At 66.9% G+C, this 26798-nt stretch carries 29 protein-coding genes; 13 read left to right on the top strand and 16 right to left on the bottom strand.

The window, feature by feature from the left end:
* Positions 1-5 precede the first annotated feature (5 nt).
* From ACILRJ_RS13145 to ACILRJ_RS13110, 8 genes are all read right to left on the bottom strand, one after another.
* Positions 6-476 carry a group 1 truncated hemoglobin gene (locus ACILRJ_RS13145; RefSeq protein WP_395683653.1) on the bottom strand — a complete coding sequence of 157 codons (471 nt, stop codon included), beginning with the start codon at positions 474-476 and terminating at the stop codon, positions 6-8.
* 18 nt (positions 477-494) lie between these two features.
* A complete protein-coding gene (locus tag ACILRJ_RS13140; protein ID WP_395683652.1) occupies positions 495-1481 on the bottom strand; it encodes a DUF3034 family protein in 987 nt (328 codons plus the stop codon).
* An 8-nt stretch (positions 1482-1489) separates the two neighbouring features.
* A complete protein-coding gene (locus ACILRJ_RS13135) occupies positions 1490-2611 on the bottom strand; it encodes a hypothetical protein (RefSeq protein WP_395683651.1) in 1122 nt (373 codons plus the stop codon).
* Between the two features lie 3 nt (positions 2612-2614).
* Complete coding sequence (locus ACILRJ_RS13130) at positions 2615-3262, bottom strand: hypothetical protein (protein ID WP_395683650.1); 648 nt, start codon at positions 3260-3262, stop codon at positions 2615-2617.
* A gap of 537 nt (positions 3263-3799) precedes the next feature.
* The gene (locus ACILRJ_RS13125) at positions 3800-4309 is read right to left on the bottom strand and encodes a DUF1993 family protein (RefSeq protein ID WP_395683649.1); all 510 of its coding nucleotides are present in this window, start codon (positions 4307-4309) and stop codon (positions 3800-3802) included.
* A gap of 44 nt (positions 4310-4353) precedes the next feature.
* Complete coding sequence (locus tag ACILRJ_RS13120; RefSeq protein WP_395683648.1) at positions 4354-5916, bottom strand: FG-GAP repeat protein; 1563 nt, start codon at positions 5914-5916, stop codon at positions 4354-4356.
* 281 nt (positions 5917-6197) lie between these two features.
* Positions 6198-6779 (bottom strand): GIY-YIG nuclease family protein, encoded by a 582-nt coding sequence (locus ACILRJ_RS13115; RefSeq protein WP_395683647.1) that lies wholly within the window; start codon positions 6777-6779, stop codon positions 6198-6200.
* A 168-nt stretch (positions 6780-6947) separates the two neighbouring features.
* Positions 6948-7970, bottom strand: coding sequence for a restriction endonuclease (locus ACILRJ_RS13110; protein ID WP_395683646.1), 1023 nt, complete (start codon positions 7968-7970; stop codon positions 6948-6950).
* Between the two features lie 384 nt (positions 7971-8354).
* Here ACILRJ_RS13110 and ACILRJ_RS13105 point away from each other — a divergent pair, with 384 nt between their 5' ends.
* Positions 8355-8681 carry a DUF3761 domain-containing protein gene (locus ACILRJ_RS13105; RefSeq protein WP_395683645.1) on the top strand — a complete coding sequence of 109 codons (327 nt, stop codon included), beginning with the start codon at positions 8355-8357 and terminating at the stop codon, positions 8679-8681.
* A gap of 255 nt (positions 8682-8936) precedes the next feature.
* Positions 8937-11273, top strand: a complete 2337-nt coding sequence (locus tag ACILRJ_RS13100; protein ID WP_395683644.1) for an FG-GAP repeat protein — start codon at positions 8937-8939, stop codon at positions 11271-11273.
* Here the strand turns inward: ACILRJ_RS13100 and ACILRJ_RS13095 are convergent.
* Positions 11267-11518 (bottom strand): hypothetical protein, encoded by a 252-nt coding sequence (locus ACILRJ_RS13095; protein WP_395683643.1) that lies wholly within the window; start codon positions 11516-11518, stop codon positions 11267-11269. The two genes, ACILRJ_RS13100 and ACILRJ_RS13095, sit on opposite strands and share 7 nt — an antisense overlap.
* 23 nt (positions 11519-11541) lie before the next feature.
* The gene (locus ACILRJ_RS13090; protein ID WP_395683642.1) at positions 11542-11889 is read right to left on the bottom strand and encodes a hypothetical protein; all 348 of its coding nucleotides are present in this window, start codon (positions 11887-11889) and stop codon (positions 11542-11544) included.
* Positions 11890-12116: 227 nt separating this feature from the next.
* On the opposite strand from ACILRJ_RS13090, the gene ACILRJ_RS13085 reads away from it, so the two are divergent.
* The 4 genes from ACILRJ_RS13085 (at position 12117) to ACILRJ_RS13070 (ending at position 15903) form a co-directional block, all read left to right on the top strand.
* Positions 12117-13628: a PAS domain S-box protein gene (locus tag ACILRJ_RS13085; protein WP_395683641.1), complete on the top strand. Its 1512-nt coding sequence runs from the start codon at positions 12117-12119 to the stop codon at positions 13626-13628.
* Between the two features lie 109 nt (positions 13629-13737).
* Positions 13738-14259, top strand: coding sequence for a hypothetical protein (locus ACILRJ_RS13080; RefSeq protein WP_395683640.1), 522 nt, complete (start codon positions 13738-13740; stop codon positions 14257-14259).
* 165 nt (positions 14260-14424) lie between these two features.
* Positions 14425-15531 carry a DUF1615 domain-containing protein gene (locus ACILRJ_RS13075; protein WP_395683639.1) on the top strand — a complete coding sequence of 369 codons (1107 nt, stop codon included), beginning with the start codon at positions 14425-14427 and terminating at the stop codon, positions 15529-15531.
* 159 nt (positions 15532-15690) lie between these two features.
* The gene (locus ACILRJ_RS13070) at positions 15691-15903 is read left to right on the top strand and encodes a hypothetical protein (RefSeq protein ID WP_395683638.1); all 213 of its coding nucleotides are present in this window, start codon (positions 15691-15693) and stop codon (positions 15901-15903) included.
* A 40-nt stretch (positions 15904-15943) separates the two neighbouring features.
* Here ACILRJ_RS13070 and ACILRJ_RS13065 read toward each other — a convergent pair whose 3' ends face one another.
* On the bottom strand, positions 15944-16486 hold the full coding sequence (locus ACILRJ_RS13065) for a hypothetical protein (RefSeq protein ID WP_395683637.1): 543 nt from the start codon (positions 16484-16486) through the stop codon (positions 15944-15946).
* Between the two features lie 97 nt (positions 16487-16583).
* A complete protein-coding gene (locus tag ACILRJ_RS13060; RefSeq protein WP_395683636.1) occupies positions 16584-18077 on the bottom strand; it encodes a tetratricopeptide repeat protein in 1494 nt (497 codons plus the stop codon).
* 144 nt (positions 18078-18221) lie between these two features.
* On the opposite strand from ACILRJ_RS13060, the gene ACILRJ_RS13055 reads away from it, so the two are divergent.
* The 4 genes from ACILRJ_RS13055 to ACILRJ_RS13040 all read left to right on the top strand — a co-directional run bounded on the left by ACILRJ_RS13055 (position 18222) and on the right by ACILRJ_RS13040 (position 22397).
* Positions 18222-18884, top strand: coding sequence for a glutathione S-transferase family protein (locus ACILRJ_RS13055; protein ID WP_395683635.1), 663 nt, complete (start codon positions 18222-18224; stop codon positions 18882-18884).
* Between the two features lie 192 nt (positions 18885-19076).
* The gene (locus tag ACILRJ_RS13050; protein ID WP_395683634.1) at positions 19077-19430 is read left to right on the top strand and encodes an OsmC family protein; all 354 of its coding nucleotides are present in this window, start codon (positions 19077-19079) and stop codon (positions 19428-19430) included.
* Positions 19431-19529: 99 nt separating this feature from the next.
* The gene (locus tag ACILRJ_RS13045; protein ID WP_395683633.1) at positions 19530-20831 is read left to right on the top strand and encodes an amidohydrolase family protein; all 1302 of its coding nucleotides are present in this window, start codon (positions 19530-19532) and stop codon (positions 20829-20831) included.
* 69 nt (positions 20832-20900) lie between these two features.
* Complete coding sequence (locus ACILRJ_RS13040; RefSeq protein ID WP_395683632.1) at positions 20901-22397, top strand: M20/M25/M40 family metallo-hydrolase; 1497 nt, start codon at positions 20901-20903, stop codon at positions 22395-22397.
* A 99-nt stretch (positions 22398-22496) separates the two neighbouring features.
* Here the strand turns inward: ACILRJ_RS13040 and ACILRJ_RS13035 are convergent, their stop codons facing one another.
* Complete coding sequence (locus tag ACILRJ_RS13035) at positions 22497-23420, bottom strand: M14 family metallocarboxypeptidase (RefSeq protein ID WP_395683631.1); 924 nt, start codon at positions 23418-23420, stop codon at positions 22497-22499.
* Positions 23421-23583: 163 nt separating this feature from the next.
* On the opposite strand from ACILRJ_RS13035, the gene ACILRJ_RS13030 reads away from it, so the two are divergent.
* Complete coding sequence (locus tag ACILRJ_RS13030) at positions 23584-24306, top strand: RNA-binding protein (RefSeq protein WP_395683630.1); 723 nt, start codon at positions 23584-23586, stop codon at positions 24304-24306.
* 19 nt (positions 24307-24325) lie between these two features.
* Here ACILRJ_RS13030 and ACILRJ_RS13025 read toward each other — a convergent pair whose 3' ends face one another.
* The 3 genes from ACILRJ_RS13025 to ACILRJ_RS13015 are packed head-to-tail and all read right to left on the bottom strand — an operon-like array spanning position 24326 to position 25849.
* The gene (locus ACILRJ_RS13025) at positions 24326-24736 is read right to left on the bottom strand and encodes a VOC family protein (protein ID WP_395683629.1); all 411 of its coding nucleotides are present in this window, start codon (positions 24734-24736) and stop codon (positions 24326-24328) included.
* 34 nt (positions 24737-24770) lie between these two features.
* A complete protein-coding gene (locus ACILRJ_RS13020) occupies positions 24771-25220 on the bottom strand; it encodes a helix-turn-helix transcriptional regulator (protein WP_395683628.1) in 450 nt (149 codons plus the stop codon).
* A gap of 41 nt (positions 25221-25261) precedes the next feature.
* Complete coding sequence (locus ACILRJ_RS13015; RefSeq protein WP_395683627.1) at positions 25262-25849, bottom strand: hypothetical protein; 588 nt, start codon at positions 25847-25849, stop codon at positions 25262-25264.
* Between the two features lie 214 nt (positions 25850-26063).
* Here ACILRJ_RS13015 and ACILRJ_RS13010 point away from each other — a divergent pair, with 214 nt between their 5' ends.
* Positions 26064-26573, top strand: coding sequence for a DUF2975 domain-containing protein (locus ACILRJ_RS13010; protein ID WP_395683626.1), 510 nt, complete (start codon positions 26064-26066; stop codon positions 26571-26573).
* A gap of 1 nt (position 26574) precedes the next feature.
* On the top strand, positions 26575-26796 hold the full coding sequence (locus ACILRJ_RS13005; protein WP_395683625.1) for a helix-turn-helix domain-containing protein: 222 nt from the start codon (positions 26575-26577) through the stop codon (positions 26794-26796).
* The last annotated feature ends 2 nt before the right edge of the window (positions 26797-26798 follow it).

Raw genomic sequence — 26798 nt, 5'->3', positions numbered from 1 at the left:
CCGGACTACGGCCGCGTGATGACCTCGCGGTGCATCGGCGCGAGCTTCGCGAGCAATTTGTTCTGCGCGCGGAACGGGATCTTGTGCTTGTCCATCGCACGCTGCAGGTCCTCGACCAGGGCGTTGAATGCCGCCTCGTCGATCGCGAGCTTGCGATGTGATTCCTTCATCGACTTGCCGGTGTACTGGCAAGGCCCGCCGAGGATCACGCAGAACTGGTCGACCAGTTCGGCCTTGATGTGCTTCTGGTCCGCATCGGCGAAGAACGGGCGCGTGCGCGGATCGTCGACCAGGTTGATCATGAGGTCGTTCATGAGGGCAACCAGGCCTTCCTTTCCGCCGAACTCCTTGTACACGGAGACCAGCGATGGATCGGCCGGCGCAGGATTTTCGTCGGCGAGGACGAAGGCGCAGGGCGCCGTGGCGATCAGCGCGCAGAGCAAGGCGGCAGGAATCGAAAAGGTACGGCAATTCATGGGTGTCTCCGCGTGGATTCAGAAGCCGAGCTGCAGCGACAGGTAGAGTCCGCGCTGATTGTCGTGGATGACGACGTTGCCGAGGTCCGCATAGGCGAGCGTCACCGACACGTTCTTCATCGGCGCCCAGGCGACGAACACGTCGTACCAGTCGTCCTCGTGGGCGATGCCGAGGTTGTCCGGCTTCATCCGGTACTCGGCACCGACCGCCAGCGTTCGGCTCAGCAGATACGCTGCCGACGCTTCCAGTTGCGGCCGATAACTGTCGCGACGATCGCCGCCGAAGCCGAGGATGCCGGCCTGGTTCGCCTTGGTCAGGCGCAACGTTCCGTTGAGCAACAGGCTCTGTGAAAGGTAGAGCTTGGTCGCACTGACGTAGAAATCGGTGCCGGAGTCGTGTCGCGCGCCGATCGCGTGCAGGACCGCGCCCTGGTCGTTGGTCTTGTATTGCAACCCGACCGCCACCTGCGGCACCCAGCTGTCCTGCTCGAGGACGGCGTCGCCGAGGACTTTCACCTTCAGGCCGAACACCTTCTGCCCGAACGTGAAGCCCCTGCCGAGGCCGAGCTCCGCACCGACCTGCTCGGTATCGAAACGCTGGCGCGCGAACGACAATTCGACCCGGTCGTACAATCCGATCAATACGCCGACATCGTCGAGATGGTAGTCCTGCACGTTCAGGCGCGTGTAGAACGCATTCGCGCCGATCTGGTCGCGCGTGCCGTAACCGCCGATCACCGCCCATGGCGTGAGGCCACCTCCGGCGGCGCCTTCGATCTGCGACACGCCGCCGGTCAGCAGCAGCTTGTCGCTGCCCATCACGTGGTATTCGCCGGAGACGGGTGCTGTCGCGACCGCCTGTTGCTCCGTTGCCGGCGCTTCTTCGGCGGCGAATGCACTGCCGTGGATGGCAGCGGCAACCCCGCAGAACAGCAGCGTGCCCTTCAACGCGAAATGGTTCATAGAGACGATCTCCCCCTGCATGGTGTTGCGTGATCGAGCCACGGCATCCGTCACTTCAGGTCCGTGGTGCGGCGTCGCGGCGCGCCCGGGGCCGGGCGGTGGCGTCCGAGTTGGGCCTGTGCGCGATTCAATGCATTGCCGATGTGCTGCACGGCTTCGGCGCCGCGCGGCGCGAACGCCACCGAGTAGTCACCGACCGCCGAGTGGTCTGCGACCCGAGCCAGCGCCAGCAAGGGACCAACCCAGTAGCTCCAGATCCACCACAGCGCCGCACCCAATGCGAGCAATACGCCCGACAGGGCGAACATCAACGGCAGCGTCACGGCGCACGCGAGCGCACCGACGTGTGCGGCCGGCGCGATGGTCAGCCATGAAACTCCGGCGTCGGCGAGGACGTGGAAGCGCACGCGCGGCGCGAATGCGCCGTCCAGCGCGGGTGGAGCGCCGACTGCGGCATGCGTGGCTTCCGTCATCCATTCCGGATGCGCGCGCAGCGCCTTCGCCAGGTTATCGGCCGCCTCCGGATCGAGACTCGTCGCAGCGGGCATCGGTCCCGCGTCGGCGGCCAGCAGCAGCGCATAGTCGGCGCGGCTGGTGCCGGCGATTTCTCTCGCGACGCGTGCGTCATGACGGCGACCGGTCAGCAGCACGGCCACTTCATTGCCCCCCTGGATCATGGGCGTGAAGGCCACCTGCCAGACCTGTCCATTCAGCGACCACATTCCCGACGTGACTGCAGCCGTTCGCATCGCCTCGATGAAGCGGTTGTCCCTGCCGAATTCGTAGGTCTCCGGCATGCCCTTGCCCGCGCTCGCGACGAGACGTCCGGACGGCAACAGGATCGCGATGATGTCCAGGCCGAGCAGGTCGCGACGTTGGTCGAGCTGGTCCTGGATGGAATGCAGATCGGCAACCGCCGCGCCCTCGGAACCACCCAGCGCTCGATTGACATAGGCGACGAAGCCGGCGTTGTCCGCGATCGCCTTCGAAACCTGTTGCAGGCCTTCGCTGCGCAAGCGAAGCAGTTCGCCCTGGACCGCCTGCGCAGCATCCAGCGCGCTGTCGTCGACGCTGCGCTCCACGCCGCGGACCTGGCAATAGCCGGTCACGACGACGATCGCGACGACCGCGAGCAGCAACGCGCCAGCCACGGCGAAGAACGTACGTTGCATGGTTCAGTCCTTCGGCTGCAGGCTTGCTCGATACTGCTTGCGTTCCTTGTTGAGGTGCGCGCTGACCGCAGGCCGTGTCAGTGCCAGTTGCAGCGTCAGCAGATCCAGCGAAGGCACGTTGATGGCTTGTGTCTGCGCCTGCGCGCGCGGGTGCCACAGCGTCAGCTTGCCGGGTCCGGCAGGCAGGTTGGCCAGGCGGAAGTCTCCGTTGGCATCGGCGTTGGCGAAATACGGTGTCGCCACCACCAGCACGTTCGCCTGCATGTCCTGGTGCACGTTGCAATTGATCGTGACGACACCGGCTTTCTTGAAGGTGTACGACGCGCGCTCGTCCTCTGCGTAGGTGCCGAGGTCGAACTCGGATCCCGGTGTCGCCGAGAACACGTTGTGCAGGATGTCGTCCTGGTTGGGGAAGATGATGCGGCTGCCCAGCGGGATGACCAGCGAAGGTGGATCGAACGCGCGCAGGTGGGTGTAGATGCGATAGTCGCCGGGCCTGGGTTTCGGCGCACCGGCATCAGGAACGAAGTAGACGACGGCCTGGCCGATGTCGCCCGCTCCGGCGCCGGCCGTGATGTCGACGTGGCCGCTCAGTGCAAATGAGGCGTTCGATGCGGATGCGGGTTGCGGTGCCGCGCCTTTCGTTGCCAAGTCCTTCTGCGCCGATGTGAGGTGTGCCGGCTTTTCGGCCGCAGCCTTCCGCACGGGCGCTTGAGGTTGCGGTGGCGGTGGCGGAACAGCAGGTGGCGGGGGCGGCGGCGACGATGGCAGGGGCGGCGGAGCTTCCACCGGTGCTGCTGTCGATGCCGATGACATGCCGGGCATGGCGTTGGCCGAAGTTCGCGAATCCGGGGCCGTCGGCGAATTCGCGCACGAAGCCAGAGCAGCCGATGCAAGCAGGACCAGCAGGTGTTTCGAACTCATGTTGCCCTCCATAACGCGATGCGATCGAGCGCGGAGAGCCTCTGGAGTCAATCTCCAGGCCTTGCTTCCGAGACGCGTTCGATTGCGTGCCCAGGCCGTATCACGGACCTGGCCCCTGTAATGCACTCCCGTCGGGCGAGCCGCGCCATGCGGCCCGTCCGGGTTCCAGGATCATTACGGGGAATCGGGCGATGCGGATGCAGCGGCATCCGGGCGGTACCTGGCGGGCCGGCCTCACCGCCCGGCACGCACCGGCGCACCGGGCTAGTACGCGCCCATGAAATCCTTCTTGCCGATTTCGATGCCGTTGTGGCGCAGCAGCGCGTACGCCGTCGTGACGTGGAAGAAGAACTGCGGCAGGCCGTAGGCGAGCAGGTAGGCCTTGCCACCGAGCCGCTTCTCTTTCGGCGTGCCCGGACGCAGCACGATCTCGCGCGCCTCGCTGCCGTCGAACTTCGCTGCGTCGAGCGTGCCGATGAAGGCGAGCGTCTTCGCGATGCGCGCACGCAGGTCGGCGAACGTCGCCTCGTTGTCGTCGTACGACGGCACATCCACACCGGCAAGGCGCGCGGGCACGCTCTTGGCGAAGTCGCAGGCGATCTGCACCTGGCGCACGAAGTCGAACATGTCCGGGAACAGCCGCGCGCGCAGCAGCGCATCCGGTTCGATCTTCTTCTCGGCCACGTGCACGGCGGCTTTGGCGAGATTGCCGTCCAGTGCAGTCAACAACTGGGTGAATACCGGCACGGATGCTTCGTACATCGACAGGCTCATGGTCTTCTCGTGGAGGATGGAACCGGCGATGGTACAGCCTCGCCTCATCCATCGTAGCCGTCGACGAAGATGAATCCGCTCTGGTAGATCACCTGCACGAGGCCGGCGCCGCTGCCGGTCGCGTCGCTTCCCGGCACGCCGATCGCGATGTCGTTGTCGCTGTCGCCGTTGAAGTCGCCGACCGCGAGCTGCGCACCGAACCCGTCCGCGTTCGCCGCCGGCCATGCGGCGTACTGGGGCGTGACGACAAGGCGTTCCGCGCGATCGGGCGCCAATGCCCCCGCGCTGGACGGGATCACCCACACGCTGCCGGCCGTCGCGATCGTGCCAACACTCGCCAGCGGCGCCGCGACCAGCAGGCTGTCGTGGGTGAGCACGCCTTCGTTGACGCGACCGGCAGCAAGGCGCGCGCCGAATGCACCGGCGCCGAGCGAGCCGCCGGGCAGGATTCCTTCATGCAGGAACAGGTCGCCGGTAGCGGTGATGCCGCTGCTGCTGCCGAACAGCACGTTGACCGCGCCAGCGAGCGCGACACCATCGATGGTTTCGCCGGGAACGCCGATCGCGAGATCGGCGGTGACCGGATCGCCGATCAACGTGGCGTCAAGGTTGCCGGCAACCAGCACGCTGCCGAAGCGGTCGTTCGCTTCGCAATCGTCGAGCACGCCGGCGTGCGTCTGGTTCCAGTAGCTGACGCCGGCCGCATCGAGGCCATCGAGATCGTCGCGACCGAGCAGCACCATGACCGAACCGGCGTTGACGTAGCCGGCACAGGTCGTGCCGGGAATGCCGACCGCGAGATCGTCGACGCTGTCGCCATTGAAGTCCCCCGCGGCGAGCGCGAACCCGATCTGCTCGTTCGCGTTCGGCGCACCGGTGAGGCCGTTGTAGCCGCGATAGAACGCCTCCACCGATGCCGGATAGAGGCCACCGACGCCCTGGTACACGATGTAGACAGTACCGGAGCTCGCCTGGCCGCTGGTGGTTTCGCCGGGAATGCCGATGGCGAGATCGGGCAGGTCGTTCTGGTCGAAGTTGCCGACCGCGAGCGCTGCACCGAAGTGGTCGCCTGCTTCGGAGATGCCGGGATAGCCGTCGTAGCCCTGGCGGATCGTGTCGATAAGCGACCAGCCGCCGCCGATCGCGCGATCGAACACGAACACGGCGCCGGCGTTGTCGGTGCTGAAACTGTCGCCGGGAACGCCGACCGCGAGATCGTCATCGTCGCTTGCATCGTGGCCGAAGTCGCCCGCGACCAGCGCCACCGGTGGGCCGAGCGTAGTGCCGGGCACGGTCGGCAGCGTGATCGTCTCCATCGCGAACGGCAAGCCGACCGGCTGTCCAACCACCCATGCCGTGCCGAAGAACACGCGCACGAGGTTTGGATGCTCGCGATCCGCGACTGCGAGATCGTCGATACCGTCATCGTTGAAATCGCCGACGGCGATCGAACTGCCGAAGGCGTCGCCAGCTGGCGCGATCGCATTCGGGTTTGGCAGCCCGACGTTGCCGACGGCCGACAGCGGAACCGCTGCGTGGAGACAGGGCGCGAGCAGCAGACTGAGCAGCGCCGCGTTGGCGCGGGACAACAACGCAGGTGTGGACATGACGCCTCCGCAAGGATGTGTCCCTGTCCACGCACGTAGGCGGTCGCGGGGGCCACGCCCTCACACCGGAATTCTTGCACTCCCTTCGCGCAGTTTCGGCAAATCGATCGCGATGCACGCGTTGGCATCAGCGCCGCAGGCAGCGTGTATCGTCGTCACCAACCGGCTGGCCGTCCCTCTTCGCTCTCCCCCGGCAAGCCGGTTCGCCTGCCTCGCCTCCCCCGCGGGAACCCTCCCTCGCCTGCGGGGAGAGGGCGAGGATCGTGGCAACGGGCGAAGGCTCATGCATCTCCCTGGCGGAGCCAGCGAACGACGGCCGCCGGCAGATGGTCGGCAAGCTCGACGCCTGTGCAGGCGTACGCATCCAGCGTGTCCCGCAGTGCGCGGGCGGCAACCGGCGGGCACGACGGGCCACCGTGCTCGCGTTCGTACTCGATCTGCTCCAGCAGGCGCATCGACCAGTCGAACAGCAGTTCGCGCCGTTCGAGCAGGTGCGCGCGCAGCCAATCGCTCGCAGGACGATGCAGCACCAGTCCGCGCGCGGACGCCAGAGCGATGGCTTGCGCCACGACGTCGTCGAGCACGCCTCGCAGCCACTCGCTCGAGCCGCCGGCTAACGCAGCGATGTCGAGCGGCGCCGGGGCCTCGAAGGTCCTGAACTCCGACAACAGCCGCTGCTCGATCGCACGCGCCTCGGCGACGCGCGTCGCCTCCACCAGCAACCCTCGCTGCAGATCGAAGTAGGCGTAGAAACGCGCGTGGAAACTGCGCCAGCGGTGTATCGGATCACGTGCGAAACCAACCTTGAAGCGCGTGTCGTCACGGCACGGAATCACGTAGACGAAGGCTCTGCCGTTTGACAATCGCCGTGGAAATCCGGGCGAATCGTGCACTTGCTCGGTCATCCGGCCATGCTATCCGGAAAGAGCGGTACGTATCCCGACCAGCGCTGTCCCGCACCGCGTTCTCACGCGCGCGACTACCGCAACACAGCATGAGCGCCCGACGCGAGCGTTCTAGCCCCGCTGCGCTCAGTGCGGGCCGGATGTGTGCCTGAATGCAGGTTCGCGCGAGCCTGATGCGACCACCTCGATCTGGCGATCCGTTTGCATGGACTTCCCGCGCGGCAGCTGGCAGCTGCGCGAGAGCGTCATCGTCACGTCCATCGACCGCGCACCGAACTCGCGCAGGTTCACCACCAGCGGGATGGTGTCGCCGAGCGGCTCGAGCGCATGGCAGATCGTCTCGATCATCGCGGGGTTGTATTGCCCCGAGCTTTCGACCGTGACGACGAGATTGGACGCGTCGAGCCATGCCGTATTGCGCACGCCGGCGATCGGGCGCAGCGCGATGCGCGCGGCTTCATGGTCGATCGGCTGAAACACCTCCGGCATGCGCGCGGTCGCAGGCTTCGTCGCACGTGGCGGCGCGAACCGGGCCTGCGCGGCGTCGGCGTCGCTCTTGCGCGAGGTTGGATGCGCCGCGCTCGGCAGCGCGCGCAGAATGCCGATCGCCACGATCAGGCAACCGGCGAAAACCATCGCAGGCACGAGGTAGGGGCGCGCGGCGCGCCGGCGGATTTCGCGTGTCGTGCGAAGCGCCGATGGTGGATTCGCGCTGGCACGTGCGTCGCTCGCATGAGCGGCCTGCAATACGGCAATCGGGTCGAGCAGTGCCCGGATCATCCGGCCATCGATGAGCTCGATCCGTTCGTTGCGTCCCGCTCGCAGCGCCGCCGCCGTGAATTCGCCGGTGGTGACGAGGATTGCTCCGGTCGCGCCTTCGTCGAGCGCGATGCCGAGCAGATCGTGCACGTCGTCGGGCGGCATCTGGCAGGCGCGCCAGTGCTTGCACTGCACGACGATATGCTCGTTGCCGCGGTGCAGGCGCAGGTCGACCTTGCCGTCAATGCCCTGCTCGCGCGACTCCGCCCCTGCGCGCTCGACGCGATAACCCTCGCGCAGGTAGTAGTCTCCGACCAGCTCGACGAACGCGATCGGCTCGACGCGTGTGAGCGCATCCTCCCACTGGATCGTGTTTCGCCTCAGGGCCATTGCTGCCACTCCGCGCGCAGGAGCGCACGCGCATTGGCGAAGTCATCGCCGTTCGCAAGGCAAGGTAACCGCACCCGCGGGCAGCGAGTCCCCTTCATCGGTATCCGTTCCGCGTCGCCGAATGGCGCCTGCACAGATGCAAGCAACAAAAGGGCCAAGTGCACGGTCCGACGGCGAACATGCATGCGGACAAATTTCCGCGGAACATCATATTGCGGCGCAGCAAAACGTGCGCTCCGTTCGCCGCCGGATGTGTAAAAAAGTGACCGCTTGCGTTCAGTCTGGCAACCAGGCCGGCTACCGGTTCTTTCAGCTCGCTTCCCCACTCATGGCACGTAATATGCTTCGTCTCCCTTGTCCTAGTCCTATCGCAAGGGTGAGGCAATGAATCGCAAGTTTGGTTTCCGCCTGGTGGCGGGTGCGGCAGTCCTGACTGTCGCGATGGCGTCCTCGATGGCCTCCGCGGCCGAAGGCGCAGCCTGCGTGCTGCGCGTTGCGGGTCCACAAGGCGCTTCCGGCGGCACGCCGGGGCACATGACTGCCGATGGCAAGTGCGTCTCGAAGAACACACCGACCGCCGCGAAGGAGAGCAGCGGCAATGGTCTCGAGGCGAGCGCCCAGTGCAAGGATTTGTCATTCAGTTACGCAAAGCGTCGCGAAAGTGCATGCCTCAAGCATGGCGGCGTGCTGGAATGGCTGGCCCAGGGCTGAGAAATGGCCGCCGTTCGACGGCGGCTGCGCCCACGGATGGATCGACGGGGTTCGCCGGGTAGTCCCCTTCCGCCGCCATCTCGGCACGCGGGCGTGCGCCCGATGTACGCCGCCGCAACACGCGCCTGATCCTGCCGGCGTCCGTCAGGACTCTGCCGTCGCGCGATCGACTCCGCCACGGGCACCCGCAGGTGGCCCCCGCCAACCGCGTTTCGCGTGGATCAGGGCACACATTGCCCGATCACGAGGTTCGCGATGCCCTTCCCCCGGATTCTCGGCGTCCTGCTCTGGTCGACGCTCGCCCTCGTCGGCCTCGCCATTCATGCCGATGCGGCAGACACCTACGCGCTGAGCCAGGCGCTGAGCGCGATTCCCTCGGGCGATGGTGCACCCGCTCGCGTATTCGGATTTTCCGTTTCGATCGACGGCGACATGGCGGTCGCCGCGGACATGGGCATTCCGACCCGGCAGGGACTCGTGCGTACCTACGTACGCAGCAACGGCAACTGGACGCACGAAGCCGGGCACGACATCGCGATCGAAGGCGACTCGAGCGCGCAGCTCGCATTGCGTGACGGCACGCTGGTCCTGACCAGCTACGACTCGACCACGAGCCGGTGCTTCCTGCAGATCTACGCACACACGGAGAGTGGCTGGGAATTGCAATACGGCATTTCGTCGACGAGCTTCTACTACGACAGCATCGCGACCCAGGGCTACATCGCGGTCGCCGGAGATTCCCGCTACGACGGCACGACCGGCCAGAACCAGGGTCGCATCCGCATCCTGCGCCGCAGCAACAACAACCAGTGGTCATCGGTGGACCTTAAGCCCACGACACCGCAAGCCGGTGCGCGCTTCGGCCAGGCGGTGGCGATCGTCTCCGGCGCCATCGTCGTCGGCGCACCCAGCGAAACCGTCGGCGGATTCGCCGACGCGGGCGCGGCCTACGTCTACGAACTCACGATCGACACCTGGAACGAGGTCGCACGGCTGGTGGAACCCGGCAGCGGTTTGACCGGCAACCGCTTCGGCAGCGCAGTCGCGATCAGCGGTGCGGACCTCGGTACGCCGGATCGGCTGCTGGTCAGTTCGCCGTCGAACACCGCCAACGCGCATCCGGGTCGCGTGCGCAGCTACACGCGCACGAACGGCACGTGGACGCCGCGCACGGTATTGCAGGCCAGTCCGTCGGTCGCCGACGACGCCTGGGGTTGTTCGCTCGCGCTCGACAACTACTGGGCAGCGATCGGCCAGTGCGGCAGCAATGCCGCCGCCACCGGTGGCGGCGCCGTCGAAGTCGTGCGCTTCTCCACCGGCTTCACCAGCGTCGACGCGCGTTCGACCGATACCGATCCGCAAGCGGGCGCGAGCGAATACCTCGGCTTTCGGATCGACATCGACCGCAGCGGGCCGACCCTCATCGTCGGCAACGCGGCGGCACCGATGTACGGCAATCCCGCCCAGGGTGTAGTGCTGTTCGGCGCCTGGCAGGGCAGCACGCTGACGCTCACGCGCGGACTGGATCTGGGCCAGGGCCTGACCGATGCACGCGCACACGCGATCGCCACTGACGGCGACACCTTGCTGGTCGGCGCCTACCAGGAAGACATCGGCGTGCAGCAGGACCGAGGTGCCGTGTACGTGTACCGGCGCGTGAATGGCAGCTACGTCTATGAGTCGCGCATCCTGGCGCCGGATGGTATGGCCGGCGACTACTTCGGCCTGCGCATCGCACTGAAGGGCAACGTTGCGCTGATCAGCTCGATCGGCCGCACGCAAGGCGCCGTCGACGCGGCGGGCGCGGTATACGCATTCCATCGCGAAGGCAGCGTGTGGTCGCTCGAGCAACAGTTCCTGCCGGTGGCACCCGTCTACGAAAACGAACTCGGCGAGAGCATCGCGTTCGACGGTACGACCGCGATGATCAGCAATCGGCACGACCACACCTACGTGTACGAGCGTTCATCGGCCGGGGCCTGGACGCCGGTGCAGACCATCGATCACGTCGGCTGGCCGGTGAAATTCGAGGGCGATACCGCGATGCTGACCGACTGGAGCGCGAATGGCGACACCGGCGAGATCGCGATCTACAAGCGCATCAGCGGCGTGTGGCAGCCGCAGGGCACGCTGGCCGGTTCGATTCCCGGTCAGAGCCTCGGCTTCGACGGCAGCCTGCGCGGCGACTACTACGCGGCAACCGGCAACACCGCGGCGACGCCGGTGCAGGTCTACCATCGCGGCGTGAACGGATGGTTGCCCGAGGCGAGCCTGCTGCCCGAGGACGCCACCCCCGACACGTATTGCTGGACCACCGCGATGGGTTCGTCTGCCCTCGCCATCGGCTGCAACGAGTCCGGCGGCCCGGGCGCCGTCTACGTCTTCGCGAAGGTGGCCGGCCTTTGGAGCCAGCAGCAGAAGATCATGCTGGACGACCCGCGCGACGGCGACGCATTCGGATTCACGCTGGCGTTCCACACCGACGGCACGCTGTATGCGGGTTCGCTCGGGCGCGACCTCGACTTCACGAACCAGGGCGCGGTCTACGTGTTCACCGGTGACTACCTGTTCGCGAACGGGTTCGATCAGTAGATGATGGCATCGGTTGAGCGCGACCGGCGCAATTCGACCAGGTCGTCGAGGATGTCCGATGCCGACGCCCCCATTCGATAGGTGCCGACGATCCCGCCATCGACCCCCACGGGCTCGTCATCGGCCTGCACGAACCAGATGACCCCTTCGGCGTCGGCCCATGCCGTGAGATCGCCGTCGACGAGGTCGAGATAGATCCGCTGCGCGGCGGCGGCGAGGTCACAATGCAGGGCGCCGGCGCGCATCGGCCCGCGCGCTTTCCGCGCGCCTAGGCGGCGCATGGTCCACCGTCGGGCGTGCCGTGGTCCGCGCCGGGCTCTGGGCGCCGCAACAAGTCGCTGCCGGTGACGATGCGGAAATGCCCGACCAGTCCGCGGTCGGCGAGGTGCAACAGCGAGAGCAGCACGTTGCGGATCGTGCGCATCGCTGCAAGCGCGTCCGTCATGTCGACGCAGACGTCGACCCAGTGGGACCCTGGCGGCGCATTTCGAGACGGCTCGAGGCGGAATTCTGCCGCGTACGATTCGGAGGCCAGCAACTGCTGCACATAGCTGATCCGCGAAGTCATCTCGACTACGGCCAGGGACAGCAATTGCGGCTCGTGCGGTTCGGTCATCTGCGGTTTCCTTCGGTTGTCGTCGGCGCGCAGCGATCGCGTATATTCGCTGCGCATCGGAGCAAGCTCGCGCTGCTCCGCTCCATTCAGGAAGTCTGTATGCGTGAACGAGCCGCGTCCCGTTGCGAATGCACCAGGCGGTCTGGTGCATTTGCCCCATACCCGAACCACGCTGATGTGGTCGTCTTGATGCATTCCGCGCGTCAGCGCGCAACGTGATCCATGCCATGAGACAGCGTCGCCTGCCCCCGTCAACCGATCGCGACCAATTGCGACAGATCGTGTCGGGCTCGACCGAAGGGGTCATCCTGATCGAGCGTGGACACAAGCTGATCTGGGCCAATGCGGCGGCGTGCGCGATGCATGGCGTCGATGCCGCGGGGCTCGGTCGCACGATCGGCGAGTACCGCAAGCGTTTCGAACTGCACTACCGCAATCACCACAAGGTCCCCCCGGCAAGCTATCCGCTCGCGCGCGCGATCGCCGGCGAGACGTTCGCGGATGTCATCGTGGAAGTGACGTCCGTCGCTCAACCTGACGTTCGCCGCGTGCATCGCGTGCGCAGCCTGGCGATTACCGATGCCGATGGCTCGCCTGACCTGTACGTGTTGTTCCTCGCCGACGTGACCGACTGGGCGAGTGCCGAGCAACGTTTCGAGAAGGCGTTCGGCGCGAATCCGGCACCGGCGTTGATCTGTCACCTCGGCGACCTGCGCTACATCAAGGTGAACCGCGGCTTCCTCGAGATGACCGGCTTCGCCAGTGACGCGGTGGTCGGCAAGTCGATCTACGAACTCGACGTACTCGACCGCGCCGAGAATCGCGCACGCGCGATCGAGCAGCTGGTTGCCGGCGAAACGATCCCGCAAACGCAGGCCGAACTCCGCATCGCCGACGGCAGCTCGAAATTGGTGGTCGTGGCGGGCCAGCCGATCGAGTTCGGCGACGACCCGTGCATGCTGTTCACGTTCATGGACCTCGAGCCCCGCCGTCGCATCGAGGATGCGCTGCGCCACAGCGAGGAGCGTTTCGCCAAGGCATTCCGCATGTCGCCGGTGCCGACCCTGGTATGCAAGGCCGAAACCTTCGAGATCATCGATGCGAACGAGGCGCTGGCGACCACGACCGGTTATCTGGCGGAGGACCTGGATGGAAAGTCGATCGACAGCCTCGGCTTCCTCGACACCGGCGCCGCGCGTTCGCAATCGCTCGCCCGCCTGCGCAAGACCGGTTCCTTGCGCAACGTCGAGTGCCAGGTGTCGCACAAGGACGGCCATGCGATCGATTGCCTGCTCTCGGCCGAATCGGTGCGCATCGATGGTGCCGACTGCCTGCTCGTGGCGATGCTCGACATCACCCATCGCCGCCGCAGCGAGATCGAACTCGTCGAGGCGATCGAAGCCGTGATGAAGGATGCCTCCTGGTTCAGCGCACCGCTGATCGAGCGCATCGCCAAGGTGCGCCGCGGCGACTCGCTGGTCGATGGCCCGGACCTCGCGGACCTGACCAACCGCGAACGCGAGGTGCTGGCGTTGATCGCCGAAGGCCTGTCCGACAAGGCGATCGCCGCGCGCCTGCAGCTTTCTCCGCGCACCATCCGCAACCACGCTGCGGCGGTCTATTCCAAGCTCGACGTGCATTCGCGCGCCGAAGCGATGGTTTGGGCGCGCGATCGCGGATTCCCGCTCGGCAATGGCGCCGCTGGCAAGCGCCTGCCGCGGACAACGGCCCGGCGCTGAGGTTCTGCGGTTCCGGATGGACGCGTGAAGCGACCGCAACCAGGGTCTGCGCATGTCCCGGTGCGGCGGCGTTTTGCGTTATTCCAGGCACACTCACCGGAGAAACCGCATGCAGGCTCCCCGACACCGCCCGCTCATGGCCCTCTCGTTCGTGCTGCTGGCAGCTTCCATCGTCACCGACGCGAGCGAACCGCAGTCGCTCCGCGCCCAGGTCAACGGCGTTGCGTTTGCCGGCGACGACGACACGATCCATTTCGTGCCGCTGCCCTCCGGTGCGTTCTCGCTCGGCGCCGCGACGGCCGGCGCGGCATCGTGGCCCCCGCCGAAGACACCGATCGAGCGCCTGTCGATCACCTGCCGCGGCTTCGAAGCGGGCAAGGCGCTCAAGCTCGGCAGCAAGGAGTTCGACAACTCGTCCTGCGACGCGACATTCAGCAAAGGCGCGAGCGAAGCCGGCAAGGACGCGGACGACTACGCGCTCGACAAGAGCAACACGGCGACGCTGTTCGAGATCACCGCCGCGCACGGCAAAGTGATCGAAGGCCGCTTCGAACTACACTTCAAGGACAAGGCCGGCAAGGCGCTGGCGATCACCGACGGACATTTCGTCGCGGAGGATCGCCAGTTGTGACGTCCACGGCGACCACGAGCGCGTTCGCCATCCCGGCATGACGGCTCCCGACGAATTGGCGCATCGACGCGCAGATTGACTCAGCGGCGATCGATCGCGCGGCGCGCCAATATCGGGCGAACAAGGTACGCTTTCCACCGGACACCTGCGCCGCGAGGGCTGCCGATGGACAACGTGGTCGTCGCCCGGACGGTCGGGGCACTGACTCTGCTCGCGGCGGCTGCCTTCCTCGGTGGCTGCGCCGCACCCAGCCAGTCGATGCGCGAGCGGACTCCTGCCGAAGTGCGCGCACAGATCGTGCGCCTGCTGCCGCCACAGACGGTCGACCGCGAAGGCTGGGCGGCCGACATCCAGATCGCACTCGCCACGCTGGACATCGAGCCGGCGACGCGCAACCTGTGCGCGACGCTGGCGGTGGCCGCACAGGAATCGAACTTCGCCAGCGATCCCGCGGTACCGGGACTCGGCCGCATCGCGCGCGAGGAGATCGACCGCCGCGCCGCCGCTCACCACGTTCCGCAATTCGTCGTGCGCACCGCACTCGCGCTGTCGTCCTCGAGCGGTCCTTCGTATGCGGATCGCATCGCTTCGGTGCGCACCGAACGCGAACTCAGCCTCGTCTACGAGGACATGATCGGCCGCGTCCCGCTCGGGCAGCGCCTGTTCGCCGATTCAAACCCCGTACATACCGGCGGGCCGATGCAGGTCAGCATCGAATTCGCCGAACAACACGCACGCGAGCATCCCTATCCGTATCCGATCGAAGGCTCGATCCGCCACGAAGTGTTCAGCCGGCGCGGCGGGTTGTATTTCGGCATCGCGCATCTGCTCGGCTATCCGGTCTCGTACGACCGCATGCTGTACCGCTTCGCGGATTTCAACGCCGGTTTCTACGCCAGTCGCAACGCGGCGTTCCAGAATGCGGTGAGCCTGGCCACGGGGATTCCGCTCGCGCTCGACGGCGACCTGATCGACCACGCCAGCGACCGACCCGGCGCGACCGAACGCGCGGTGCGCTCGCTCGCGCGACAGCTCGCCGCGAGCGATGCGCAGATCCACCGCACGCTCGAACTCGGCGAGAGCATCGAACTCGAGAGGACACCGCTGTACGAGCGCGTTTTCCAACTCGCCGAACGCGGGCAGCGCGCACCGCTGCCGCGGGCGATGCTGCCGCTCATCGCGCTCGAGAGTCCGAAGATCACGCGCAAGCTCACCACGAAATGGTTCGCCGAGCGGGTCGACCAGCGCTATCGAAACTGCCTCGCGCAGTAGCGCGCGGCCCCTCCGCCAGGGTGCCATGGCCCGCGTGCGCGCCCGCCGAATCGCCGCAGAAGCGCATTTTTTGCAAAGGAATGTGCCCGCCAACGTACGATACTGATCGTACACGGCGTTGCGGGACGTGACCCGTCCGCGCAGGCGAAGGAGATCGACATGCAAGACGAAACTCCGCTGGAAGGCCAGGACGTGCAGGTGAAGGTGGGCGACAACTGGCAGGCGGCGACCTATCGCCGCGGCCAGTTCGTCGACGTGTACGGACTCGCGCTCGAGCGCCAACGGATCTCGGAATGGCAGGCGGCGGAGCCTCGCGCGCAGACACCGCGCGACACGCTCGTCGAGTGGAACAATCTGCGGCGGTCGCACTGAGCAACGCCGGCGTCCCGACGCCGGACGCGGCAGGTCGCGGTCAGCGCTTGGGCCAGCCGACGGCGAGATCGAACCTGATGTCGCAGGTCATGTCCGTTTCGTTGAATGGCGCCTCGCGCGCCTCGGTGACCACCTTGCCCGTCACGCGCGCCGCGCCGTGCGCGTCAAGCTCGACGCGGCCGTTGCCGCCGTCGAGGCCGGTCAGCGTGCCGTCCGCGGCGAGATACATGAGGTTGACGATCGTCGTCATGTCCAGTTCGCCACCGACGTGCGCAATCTCCATCCAGCCTGCCGCCGTCGCATTGCGCTGCGCCTCGATCAGATCGCCGCGCGGGCTCACGAACGTGTTCTCGCCGAGCTTGCCCGCACACTCGGCGCATTTCGCCAGCGCGGCGCGATCGAGCGGTTTCGCCGTGAGGTAGATCGTCGTCGTAACGGCGCCCGACTCGTTGCGCGCGTCCTCGAACGCGATACCGTCGCTGAACTCGACGCGCTTGCCGCCGCGTTCACAATAACCATGCACGGAGTCGGCCTGGACCGGCGCTGCCAGGGCCAAGAGCACGAACAGGCTTGCGCTACGCATCGCGTCATCTCCACATTGGTCATCTGCAGGTTGCGGCAACCGTCCCTGCCTTCCACGCGAAGTCGCGCCGACGGGGGCCAACCCCTACCCACATTGCCTAGGCAGCGCGCCGCGCCAGCACCATCGCGCCGGCGACCGGCTGCCCGGACTCCATGCGCAGGACGATCCCTTCCTGCACGACCTCCACGAAACCCGCGCCGGCGAGATCCGCCATCACCTGATCGACCGCGTGCCGGTAACGCGCGGTGACCGCATGCAGCTCCGTGCGCCCGCTCGCACTCTGCTCGATGGTGAACGCGAAGCAGCCGCCCGGAACGAGGCGCGGCAATGTCGCCGCGAACAGCGCTTCCAGATCGTGCAGGTAGATGAGCACGTCGGCGGCCAGGATCAAATCCCATTGCGCGGTCGCGCCGAGCAGGAACTGCGTCACCTCGGCTTCGTGCAGCTCGCGATAGATCCGTTTTGCTCGCGCGCGCGCGAGCATGCGCGGCGACAGGTCGACGCCGTCGACGACACGCCCGGGACGAACCAGCTGCTGCGCCATCAGGCCGGTGCCGCAACCGAGATCGAGCACGCTGGCGGCGCTGTCCGCCGCGTGCCGTTGCAGGAATTCCTTCATGCGCAGCGGCGCATCGTAGCCAAGGTGGCCGACCAGGGTGTCCTCGAAGCGGTCGGCGAAATCGTCGAACAAGCCGCGGATGTACTCGCTCTCGACGTTCGCAGGCAGCACGCCGGTACTCGCCGCATGCAGGTGCGCGATCGTCGGGTCGCGCGGATTGAGCGCGTGGGCCTGCTCGAATGACGCACGCGCGCGTGCCAGATCACCCTTTTTAAGCTGCGCGCGACCGAGCCAGTCCCAACCGCGCGCATCGCCGGGGTCCGCCCGGGTCGCTTGCAACAGGCGCTGCATCGCCTCCTCCATGTGGCCGGCCTGCAGCAGCGCGGCCGCATGTTCCAGCGCGATCTCCTGATCCTGCGGCGCAAGTTGCAGCGCCCGCGCGCGGCTGCGCAACGCCGCATCGACTTGGCCGAGCGTGGTCTGCACCTGGGCGAGGCCACGCCAGCCTTCGACCAGCGCCGGACTGGCCGCCACCACCGCTTCGTACGCCGCTGCCGCTTCGGCGTGACGACCGAGGCGGCGCAGCGCATGCGCATGATGCAGGGTGAGCGCGACGTGCCCGGGAGCCAGCCGCAACCCGCGCTCGAACGCTGCGCGCGCTTCCTCGGCGCGATCGAGCTGGAGCGCGGCGAGGCCCAATGCGTTCCATCCCGACACTTGTCCCGGCGCCAGCGACGACGCGCGTCGGGCATGCTCGAACGCCTCCTCGATGCGGCCGCAGTTGCGCAATGCGACCGACAGGTTCACGGCCACATCGGTCCGTTCCGGCGACGAATGCACCAGCGGCTCCAGCAGCGCGGCAGCCTCTTGGTTGCGCCCGGATTGCAGCAACAACGTGGCCAGTGGCATCGCGGCTTCGTGCTCGCCTTCGCGCATGCATTCGCGATAGCCCGCCTCCGCCTCGTCGAAACGCGCAGCACGATGCAGGGCAATGCTCGACTGGAGACGAGGGCTTGGCATGGATTCGGACACGCGGTGATCCGTCATGGTACCAGCCGCCACACCGATCACCGATTGAACGCGCGGCGCTGCAGCCCGCTCGACCATGAGGCACGATGTCGAATTCGAACGCGCCGGTTCGTCGCCTGCTTGTTCACCCACATGGATCATGAACCGATGCCGATGACCCTGCCGAAGCTGTACGCCCACCCCTTCTCTTCGTACTCGCAGAAGGTGCTGGTCGCCCTGTACGAGAATGCGACGCCATTCGACTACCGCTCGCTCGAGGATGCGGCCGCGAACGCCGAGCTCGCCGCCTTGTGGCCGATGGAGCGCTTCCCGGTGCTGGTCGACGGCGAGCATGTCGTGCGTGAGGCGACCTGCATCATCGAGCACCTGGCGATCCACCATCCGGGACCGGTGCGCCTGCTGCCGGAAGACGCGCGCGCCGCGCTCGAAGTGCGCTGGATGGACCGATTCTTCGACAACTACGTGTCGAGCCCGCAGCAGAAATTCGTGTTCGACCGCCTGCGCCCGGAAAGCGTCCGCGACGCACACGGCGTAGCCGAAGCGCGTGCGATGCTGGACACCGCCTACGCTTGGCTCGATCCGGTGATGGCGACGCGCGAATGGGCCGCCGGCGACACGTTCAGCCTTGCCGACTGCGCCGCCGCACCGTTCCTGTTCTACGCCGACTGGACGCATCCGATCGATGCACGCTTCGCCAACGTGCGCGCGTACCGCGCGCGCCTGCTCGAGCGACCGTCGTTCGCGCGCGCGGTCGACGAGGCGCGTCCGTACCGGTCGTACTTTCCGCTCGGCGCGCCGGATCGGGACTAGCGGCGTCGTACGTCCGCAATCGCGGCTCGGACGGCTGCGCGTAAGATGTCGATGCCGCGATCGAAGGAGACCGCCATGCCGGAAGCGACCCCGTCGCCAGACACGCAGACGCCTTTGCCCGAAGGCACCGCCATCGCGCATTCGGACAACACGGGATTCCGCACGACACTGAAGGTTGCCGCACATGCGCTCGTGGCCGACGAACCGCTCGCGGTCGGCGGCACCGACCAGGGTCCGTCGCCGTACGGTTTGCTGTCGGCCTCTCTGGCAGCCTGCACGACGATGACCCTGCATCTGTACGCGAAGATGAAGCACCTCGCGATCCGCGGCATTCAGGTCGAGGTGCGCCATCGGAAAGTGCATGAGCCCGATTGCGAAAACTGTGAGCGGGACGACAGCGCGAAGGTGGACCGGCTCGAACGCACGATCCACATCGACGGCGACCTGACCGATGAGGTACGCGCCCGGATGATGCAGATTGCCGACCGCTGCCCCGTCCATCGCACGCTCGCCGCGGGTGTGAGGATCGTGACGCGCGCATCCTGATCCCGGCGACGGACCCGCGCAGGGGTTCACGGTGCGCTGCAGCGCGCCACTGGCGCCGCTTTGCCTATACTCCGTGAACTTGGGCGTAGGGGAACCACCATGTCGAGACTCTCGATGCTTGCCGTCGGCCTCCTGCTCGCGCTTGGCGCGCAGGCACAGGACCATCCCGCGAATGCTGCGGGGGCCACCGTGCTCAAAGCCGCGCACCTGTTCGACGGCCGCAGCGGCGCGCTGACGTCGCCGGGAATCGTCGTGGTGAAGGACCAGCGCATCGTCGCGGTCGGCAAGGACGCGGCGATACCCGCGGACGCGAGCGTGGTCGACCTCGGCGATGCGACCCTCGTGCCGGGCTACATCGATGCGCACACGCATATCACCTTCGACCACGACGACAACTGGGAGAAGGCGTTCTACGAAAACACGCTGCGCTCCGTGCCCGAACAGGCGTTCCATGCCGAGGCGAACGCGCGCAGGGCGTTGCGCGCCGGCGTGACCACCGCACGCGACGTCGGCAGCAGCGACTTCATCGACGTCGCACTGCGCAACGCGATCAACGACGGCCTCGCCGAAGGGCCGCGCCTGCTCGTCGCCGGCCACGCCATCGGCTCGACCGGCGGCCATTGCGACAGCGCGCCGGTGCCGCCCGACCGCATGAAGCCGGCAGGCACGCTCGAAGGCGTCTGCAACGGTCCCGAGTCGTGCCGCCTCGCGGTACGCGAGCAGATGAAGTACGGCGCCGACGTGATCAAGATCTGCGCATCCGGCGGCGTGCTGAGCGAATCCGACCCGGTCGACGTGCCGCAACTGACGCCGGCCGAACTCTCGGCGATCATGAGCGAAGCGCATGCGTGGCGGCGCAAGGTCGCCGCGCATTCGCACGGCGACCTCGCCGCGAAACAGGCGATCGAGGCGGGCATCGATTCGATCGAGCACGGCAGCTTCCTGAGCGCGGCGACGCTGCAGTTGATGAAGCAGAAGGGCGTCTACCTGGTGCCGACGCGCATGACCCAGCTGTGGGTCGACAAGAAAGCCGACAGCTACCCGCCGAAGATCGCCGGCAAGGCGCGCGCCGCGTATGCCGCACACACCGGCATGATGAAGAACGCGCTGAAGATCGGCGTGCCGATCGCGTTCGGCACCGACGCCGCGGTCTACCCGCATGGCATGAACGCGGAGGAATTCGGCGACTACGTCGACGTCGGCATGACGCCTGCCGCCGCGCTGATGACCAGCAGCCAGGGCTCGGCGAAACTGCTAGGCATCGACGCAGACACCGGCACGCTCGAAGCCGGCAAGTTTGCCGACATCGTGGCCGTGCCCGGCGACGTGCTCCAGAACATCCGCGCGACCGAGCATCCGCTGATGGTCATGAAGCATGGCATGCTCGTACGCATGGACTGAACGACTTCGTCGCATGCGCCATTTGCACAGTGCTCCAAGCGGTCTCCTTCAACCACTCGGGAATGTCGCATGAACGCTCCGCACCGCCGCCTTGCCCAGCTTGCCCTCGCGATCGCCATCATCATCCCGGGCGCCGCGTTCGCCGCGACCGTCGACACCGCCGCGATCCAGCGCGAAGTCTTGAGGCACCACGACGAGGCGGTAAAGCGCCTGCAGGAGTGGATCGCCCTGCCCTCGATCGCCGCCGAGAACCGCAATTCGCGCGAAGGCGTCGAGTACATGGCCAAGCTCGCACGTGATGCGGGTTTCCAGAAAGTCGACATCCTCGACACCGACGGCAAGCCTGGCGTATTCGCCACGCTGGATGCCGGCGCGGCGAAGACGGTCGGCCTGTACTTCATGTACGACGTGAAGCAATACGACCCGGCCGAATGGTCGTCGCCCCCGCTGGAGGCGCGCCTCGTCGACAAGCCCGGCCTCGGCAAGGCGATCGTCGGGCGCGGCGCGGTCAACCAGAAGGGACCCGAATCCGCGTTTCTCGCCGCGCTGCATGCGATCCGCGCCGCCGGCAAAAAGATGCCGGTCAACCTCGTGATGGTCGCCGAAGGCGAGGAGGAAATCGGGTCGCCGCACATCGGCCAGCTCGTGTTGCGGCCGGAAGTGCAGGCGGCGTTCGCGAAAACGGTCGGCGTGTTCATGCCGTCGGCGTCGCAGGATCCCGATGGCGGCGTCACCGTGTCGCTCGGCGCCAAGGGCGTGGTCGAACTCGAGCTCGTCGCGAGCGGCGAGAAGTGGGGTCGCGGCCCGGCCAAGGACATCCACTCGTCGCTGAAGGCGATGGTCGACAGCCCGGCATGGCGACTGGTCAAGGCACTCGACACGCTCGTCTCCGACGACGGCAACACGATCACCATCGACAACTATCCGGTCGCGCCGCCGATCAGCGCCGAGGAGCGCGCGATGGTCGCCACCGCAATCGCGAAACGCGACGAAGCCAGGACCAAGGCGCAGTTCGGCGTGCAGCACTGGATCGACGATCTCGACTGGCAGGCCGCGAACGAACGGCTCGTGTCGCAACCGACCGTCAACATCGAAGGCCTCGTCGGCGGCTACACCGGCCCCGGTGGCAAGACCGTGTTGCCGCATCGCGCCGTTGCCAAGATCGACATGCGCCTGGTGCCCGGCATGAAGAAGGACGACGCGGTCGCCGCGCTGAAGGCGCACCTCGCCAAGCGCGGCTACGGCGACATCGAAGTCAACGTCGGCGGCGGCTACGACCCGACCAGCACGAAAGCCGATGCGCACCTGATCCAGGCGCAGCTCGCCGTGCTCACGCGCGACCGCCTCAAGCCGAGCCTGTGGCCGCGCAACGCGGGGTCGTACCCCGGATTCGTCTTCACCGGCGCCCCGCTCCAGCTCGCCTCGGGCCACTTCGGCCTCGGCCACGGCAGCGGCGCGCATGCACCCGACGAGTACTATCTGATCGAGTCGTCGAATCCGAGCGTACGCGGCTACGACGGTGCGGTGATGTCGTTCGTCGAGTACCTGTACGAACTGGCGAAGTAGCGCGGCCCTTCGCTTCGCCGAACTTCGTTCCGCTGCGCGCAAACGGACGGTGTACCCGGGATTCGGTTCCAGCAGGCTCGCGTCGACCCTCGACGCGGATCAGGTCTGCTGGACCGCCAACACGAAATCGATCGCCGCACATACCGCCGCGACCTGCGCGGCATTGCACTGCTCCGGTGTCGCGCGCGGGCTGTCGGGGTAGACCTCGGTGGTGGTCGTGTACGGTGCGTTGGTGACGCCGGCGCACAACCCGAGTTTCTTCAGCGGATAGCGGATCACGCCGGGAGCCACCACGGTCGAGCCGATGATCTCGCCGTTGCGATCTGCTGGCGCGATGTGGGTGACCTTCGCGACCGCGGCGATGATCGCGTCCTGGAACGCAGGTTGCGGTTTTTCGCTGTCGTCGACGAGGTAGAAACCATCGGGGATCTCGCCCGGCTCGAACGACTGGCCGTCGCGCGCGGCAAGCGCCGGTCGGAACTCGGACTCGTCGCTGTCGGTGGTTTCGTGCAGGTCGACGTGCAGGATGAAGCGATCGCGCAGCGGTGCGACCAGGCGCATGAACGCGGCCGACTCCGCCGCGGGACTGTCGTCGCGGAACGAACGGTTCGGATCGATCGCCTGCGGGTTCCAGCGATGAATTCGCTCGTATGCCCACGGACTGATGCACGGCACGACGAGCAGGTTGACGCGCCCCGCGTAGCGTTCCGCATGCTGCTCGACGAACTGCAGCGCGCCATGCACGCCGCTGGTCTCGTAGCCATGCACCCCGCCCGTGACCAGCACGCACGGAAGATCGTCGCGCCACTTGCGGCTGCGGATCGCGTACAGCGGATAGCTGTCCGGCGGGTAGTCGAGGCGACCGTACTCGCTCGCGTCGAAGCGCGCGCGCAGGCGCTCGACCGCGCCGAGCACATCGGCGGCGTAGCTGCGCCGGCGGGTCTGGCGCGCCAGCCATAGCGCGCGTTCGGCATCGCCCCACGCGAAGCCGGGCGTACCGATCGGATAGGCTGCAGGGATCATCGTTGCGCTCGCTGTCATTGGGTTCGGGAAGGCGCGCACTTTAGCAGGGCGCGCCGACCTCGCCCGAAAGGCGTTTCCAGTGGCGACGCCGTGCGAAGATGCGATCCCGCGCCACGGCGGCGCGGAGTGCCCACGCCCCTTCACGCGACTCCATCGACGCCCCATGACCGAACGCACCCCACCCGCGCAACCCACCGCCTTCGTCCGGCGCGTCGCGCAGTTGTGTGCGTGCTCCTACGCCGATGCCGAACAGACCATCCTCGACGGCGGCGTGCGCATCGGCGGCGCGGTCGTGAACGATCCCGCGCGCGACGTCGGCGATGCGCGCATCGACATCGCGCCGGCTGCGCGTCCCGATGCGCTCGAACCCGTCACCGTGCTGCTCAACAAGCCAGCCGGCTTCATCCCTGCACGGGCACGCGCGCTGTTCGTGCCACAGACGCGCTCGGCGACGGATACATCCGGCCTCGACCTGCAACCGCGCCACTATCGCGACTTCACCGCGCCGCTGCCACTCGACGACGCCGCCAGCGGCCTGCTCGTGCTTACCCAGGGCGCACGCGTTAAGCGCCATCTCGTCGAAGATGCGCTCGAACAGGAATTCGTGGTCGAAGTCGACGGCCCGCACACCGCCTATGTCCCCGGCCAGATCCAGCGCGCCCCTCCTTACCTCGGCAAGACGCGCGCACCGCTCAAGGTGAGCTGGCAGAGCGAGACGCGCCTGCGTTTCGCGATCAAGGATCCGCAACCCGGCGAGTTGCAGTATCTGTGCCTGCAGGCATCGCTGCGCACGATCGGCGTGCGCCGGCTGCACATAGGTCGCATCGCGCTGGCGAAGCTGCCGCTCGGCGAATGGCGCGCGCTCGGCGGCGGCGAGAAATTCTGACCGCGCCGAGCGCAGGAATTCAGGCGAGTTGCTGGATGCGGATCATGTTGCCGGCCGGATCGCGAACCGCGCAGTCGCGCACGCCGTACGGCTGGTCGGTCGGCTCCTGCACGATCTCGGCGTCGCTCGCCTGCAGCCGTTCGAAGCTGCGGGCGAGGTCCCTAGTCGCGAACAGGATGATGCCGAACGTGCCCTTCGCCATCATCGCTGCGATCGTGCGGCGCTCGTCGTCGGTGATGCCCGGGCTGGCGTCGGGCGGATACAGCACGATCGACGTGGCGGGCTGGCCCCGCGGACCGATCGTGATCCAGCGCCTGCCGCCATGGCCGACGTCGTTGCGCACTTCGAAACCGAGGGTGTCGCGGTAGAACGCGAGCGATGCGTCCGGATCGTTGTGCGGGAGGAAACTCGAATGAATCGTGATGTCCATGGTGTTCTCCGGTTGGTGGCGATGTCCACGGCGATCATTCTGGCTCGGTCTCCCCGGCCTTCGCTTCTCGATTCCTGACGGGTCGCAGCACCTGCCGCGCCACGCACGCGGGCATGCCCATGGCTGCCTGGCCCGCTTCCCGGCGGTATGCGCTGGGAGACATGCCGACCAGTTCGGTGAAACGCGTGCTGAACGTGCCAAGCGAGGAGCAACCGACGAGGAAGCAGACCTCTGTGACGCCTAGGTCACCGCGACGCAGCAGCGCCATCGCGCGCTCGATGCGGCGGGTCATCAGGTAGGAATACGGCGCCTCGCCATAGGCGAGCTTGAACTGGCGACTGAGATGCCCGGCCGACATGTGCACGCCGTGCGCGAGCGCCTCGACATCGAGCGGCTGTGCGTGGTCGCGGTCGATACGATCACGCACGCGGCGAAGCCGCGCGAGATCGCGCAACAGCAACGCCTGGGAGGACTTGCCGGTCATCGCCGAATCGTGTCACGGCGTCGGCTCCGCCTCAAGCAACCTCAGCGCGACCGCACCAACTTCTGCTGCCAGTTCGTTTCCCAGGTTTTGCCGTCGTCGGGCGAGAACGCCTGCTCCCACTCCGCTGTCGTTTTCGTGATCCTCGACCAGGTGAAGCGTACCCTGATCGGTTTTCCGCGCAGCGTGTCGTTCGCGTAGAACGTGCCGACTCCGCCGACGAAGCGGCCTTTCACCGGCGGATCGAGATTGCCGAACGGATTGCGGCCGTCGATCCACCAGATCGCCCATTGCCCGGTCTGCGGATCGTAGGCGCGCGGCGCCACGCCGCGGTAAATGCCGGTGGGCAGGTTGAACACCGTGTCGTCGACGTTGGCACGCCCGTCCATCAGCGGCTGCGAACGGATCGTGCCGTCGAACTCGTACCACTCGTGGCTGTCGGCCAGCGCTTCTTTCAGGCGCCGACTGTGTACGCGCCATTCGCCGACCAGGAAGTCGAAGTCGTGCAGCCCGCTCATGTCGGCGGCGGCGGCGGCCGCGGGCACGTCCTGCGAAGCGACACACGGTGCGAGGGGACCCGCAATGCCGATCATGGCGAACAATCCGAGCGCAACTCGCAGTCGACGGGACATGATCGAAACTCGCCGGGTGGGAGCTTGCGACTATGTCAGCCGGCGTGGCGTGCCGCCACGCGCAAGCGCGAATCGCGCAATTTCTGCAGCGGTTTCGACCCAGCACCCGAGCCGTGCCGTCAATTCGGAAGCGAGGGAGGTCTTTCGGCCCATGTTTATTGTTAAACGATACGTGTATTATTGTTTTGCGATAATTCAATCCGGGAAGCGCCCAATGAACCGCACGTCCAGCCATGCCCTCGCCGTCGCCCGCCCGGTCATACGGGGCTTGACCCTAATCAATCTGATCTATGCCGTCGGACTCGCCGCGCTGCTGGTCTGGAGCTTCTTCATCCAGGGTTGGCCGGACCGGCCACTCGGACCCTTCGCTTCGACGCACCCGCAGATCGGCAACGGGCTGCGCGCGATCGTCGTCATCGGCATCGTCGGCGCCTTGATCGTGCACGCGGTCCTGCGGCGCCTGCTTGCGATGGTCGACACGGTACGCGACGGCGATCCGTTCATCCACGAGAACGCGCAGCGCCTCACGACGATCGCATGGAGCGTGCTCGCGCTCGAAGTGCTGCGCCTGTTCGTCACCGCCATCGCTTCGGCCGTGTGGGAACCCGGGCGCCTGGGCGGCTTCTCGTTCGCGCCATGGCTTGCCGTGCTGCTGCTGTTCGTGCTGTCCGGCGTGTTCGCGCACGGCGCGCGCATGCGCGCCGACCTCGAAGGCACGGTGTGACATGGCAATCGCCGTCCGCCTCGACGAACTCCTGCGCGCGCGCCGCATGACGCTCACCGAACTCGCCGCGCGTGTCGACATCACGCTCGCCAACCTGTCGATCCTGAAGACCGGCAAGGCGAAGGCGATCCGATTCTCCACCCTCGAGGCGATCTGCGCCGCGCTCGAATGCCAGCCCGGCGACCTGCTCGCCTTCGACTCCAGCCTGCCTGCCGCGGAGTAGTG

Source organism: Dokdonella sp. (assembly GCF_044227025.1).
In the GTDB taxonomy this organism is placed as follows: domain Bacteria; phylum Pseudomonadota; class Gammaproteobacteria; order Xanthomonadales; family Rhodanobacteraceae; genus Dokdonella_A.
Note: the sequence above shows the minus strand (reverse complement) of the source record. Positions and strands in the feature narration are given on the sequence as shown.

Bases quoted from the DNA above. Each gene is read 5' to 3' on its own strand.
- ACILRJ_RS13090 (WP_395683642.1), bottom strand. From the start codon at position 11,889: ATGACCGAACCGCACGAGCCGCAATTGCTGTCCCTGGCCGTAGTCGAG.
- ACILRJ_RS13085 (WP_395683641.1), top strand. From the start codon at position 12,117: ATGAGACAGCGTCGCCTGCCCCCGTCAACCGATCGCGACCAATTGCGA.
- ACILRJ_RS13065 (WP_395683637.1), bottom strand. From the start codon at position 16,486: ATGCGTAGCGCAAGCCTGTTCGTGCTCTTGGCCCTGGCAGCGCCGGTC.
- ACILRJ_RS13040 (WP_395683632.1), top strand. From the start codon at position 20,901: ATGAACGCTCCGCACCGCCGCCTTGCCCAGCTTGCCCTCGCGATCGCC.
- ACILRJ_RS13015 (WP_395683627.1), bottom strand. From the start codon at position 25,849: ATGTCCCGTCGACTGCGAGTTGCGCTCGGATTGTTCGCCATGATCGGC.
- ACILRJ_RS13010 (WP_395683626.1), top strand. From the start codon at position 26,064: ATGAACCGCACGTCCAGCCATGCCCTCGCCGTCGCCCGCCCGGTCATA.
- ACILRJ_RS13055 (WP_395683635.1), top strand. From the start codon at position 18,222: ATGCCGATGACCCTGCCGAAGCTGTACGCCCACCCCTTCTCTTCGTAC.
- ACILRJ_RS13005 (WP_395683625.1), top strand. From the start codon at position 26,575: ATGGCAATCGCCGTCCGCCTCGACGAACTCCTGCGCGCGCGCCGCATG.
- ACILRJ_RS13105 (WP_395683645.1), top strand. From the start codon at position 8,355: ATGAATCGCAAGTTTGGTTTCCGCCTGGTGGCGGGTGCGGCAGTCCTG.
- ACILRJ_RS13025 (WP_395683629.1), bottom strand. From the start codon at position 24,736: ATGGACATCACGATTCATTCGAGTTTCCTCCCGCACAACGATCCGGAC.
- ACILRJ_RS13125 (WP_395683649.1), bottom strand. From the start codon at position 4,309: ATGAGCCTGTCGATGTACGAAGCATCCGTGCCGGTATTCACCCAGTTG.
- ACILRJ_RS13145 (WP_395683653.1), bottom strand. From the start codon at position 476: ATGAATTGCCGTACCTTTTCGATTCCTGCCGCCTTGCTCTGCGCGCTG.
- ACILRJ_RS13045 (WP_395683633.1), top strand. From the start codon at position 19,530: ATGTCGAGACTCTCGATGCTTGCCGTCGGCCTCCTGCTCGCGCTTGGC.
- ACILRJ_RS13080 (WP_395683640.1), top strand. From the start codon at position 13,738: ATGCAGGCTCCCCGACACCGCCCGCTCATGGCCCTCTCGTTCGTGCTG.
- ACILRJ_RS13095 (WP_395683643.1), bottom strand. From the start codon at position 11,518: ATGCGCGCCGGCGCCCTGCATTGTGACCTCGCCGCCGCCGCGCAGCGG.
- ACILRJ_RS13030 (WP_395683630.1), top strand. From the start codon at position 23,584: ATGACCGAACGCACCCCACCCGCGCAACCCACCGCCTTCGTCCGGCGC.
- ACILRJ_RS13070 (WP_395683638.1), top strand. From the start codon at position 15,691: ATGCAAGACGAAACTCCGCTGGAAGGCCAGGACGTGCAGGTGAAGGTG.
- ACILRJ_RS13110 (WP_395683646.1), bottom strand. From the start codon at position 7,970: ATGGCCCTGAGGCGAAACACGATCCAGTGGGAGGATGCGCTCACACGC.
- ACILRJ_RS13120 (WP_395683648.1), bottom strand. From the start codon at position 5,916: ATGTCCACACCTGCGTTGTTGTCCCGCGCCAACGCGGCGCTGCTCAGT.
- ACILRJ_RS13135 (WP_395683651.1), bottom strand. From the start codon at position 2,611: ATGCAACGTACGTTCTTCGCCGTGGCTGGCGCGTTGCTGCTCGCGGTC.
- ACILRJ_RS13075 (WP_395683639.1), top strand. From the start codon at position 14,425: ATGGACAACGTGGTCGTCGCCCGGACGGTCGGGGCACTGACTCTGCTC.
- ACILRJ_RS13035 (WP_395683631.1), bottom strand. From the start codon at position 23,420: ATGATCCCTGCAGCCTATCCGATCGGTACGCCCGGCTTCGCGTGGGGC.
- ACILRJ_RS13100 (WP_395683644.1), top strand. From the start codon at position 8,937: ATGCCCTTCCCCCGGATTCTCGGCGTCCTGCTCTGGTCGACGCTCGCC.
- ACILRJ_RS13020 (WP_395683628.1), bottom strand. From the start codon at position 25,220: ATGACCGGCAAGTCCTCCCAGGCGTTGCTGTTGCGCGATCTCGCGCGG.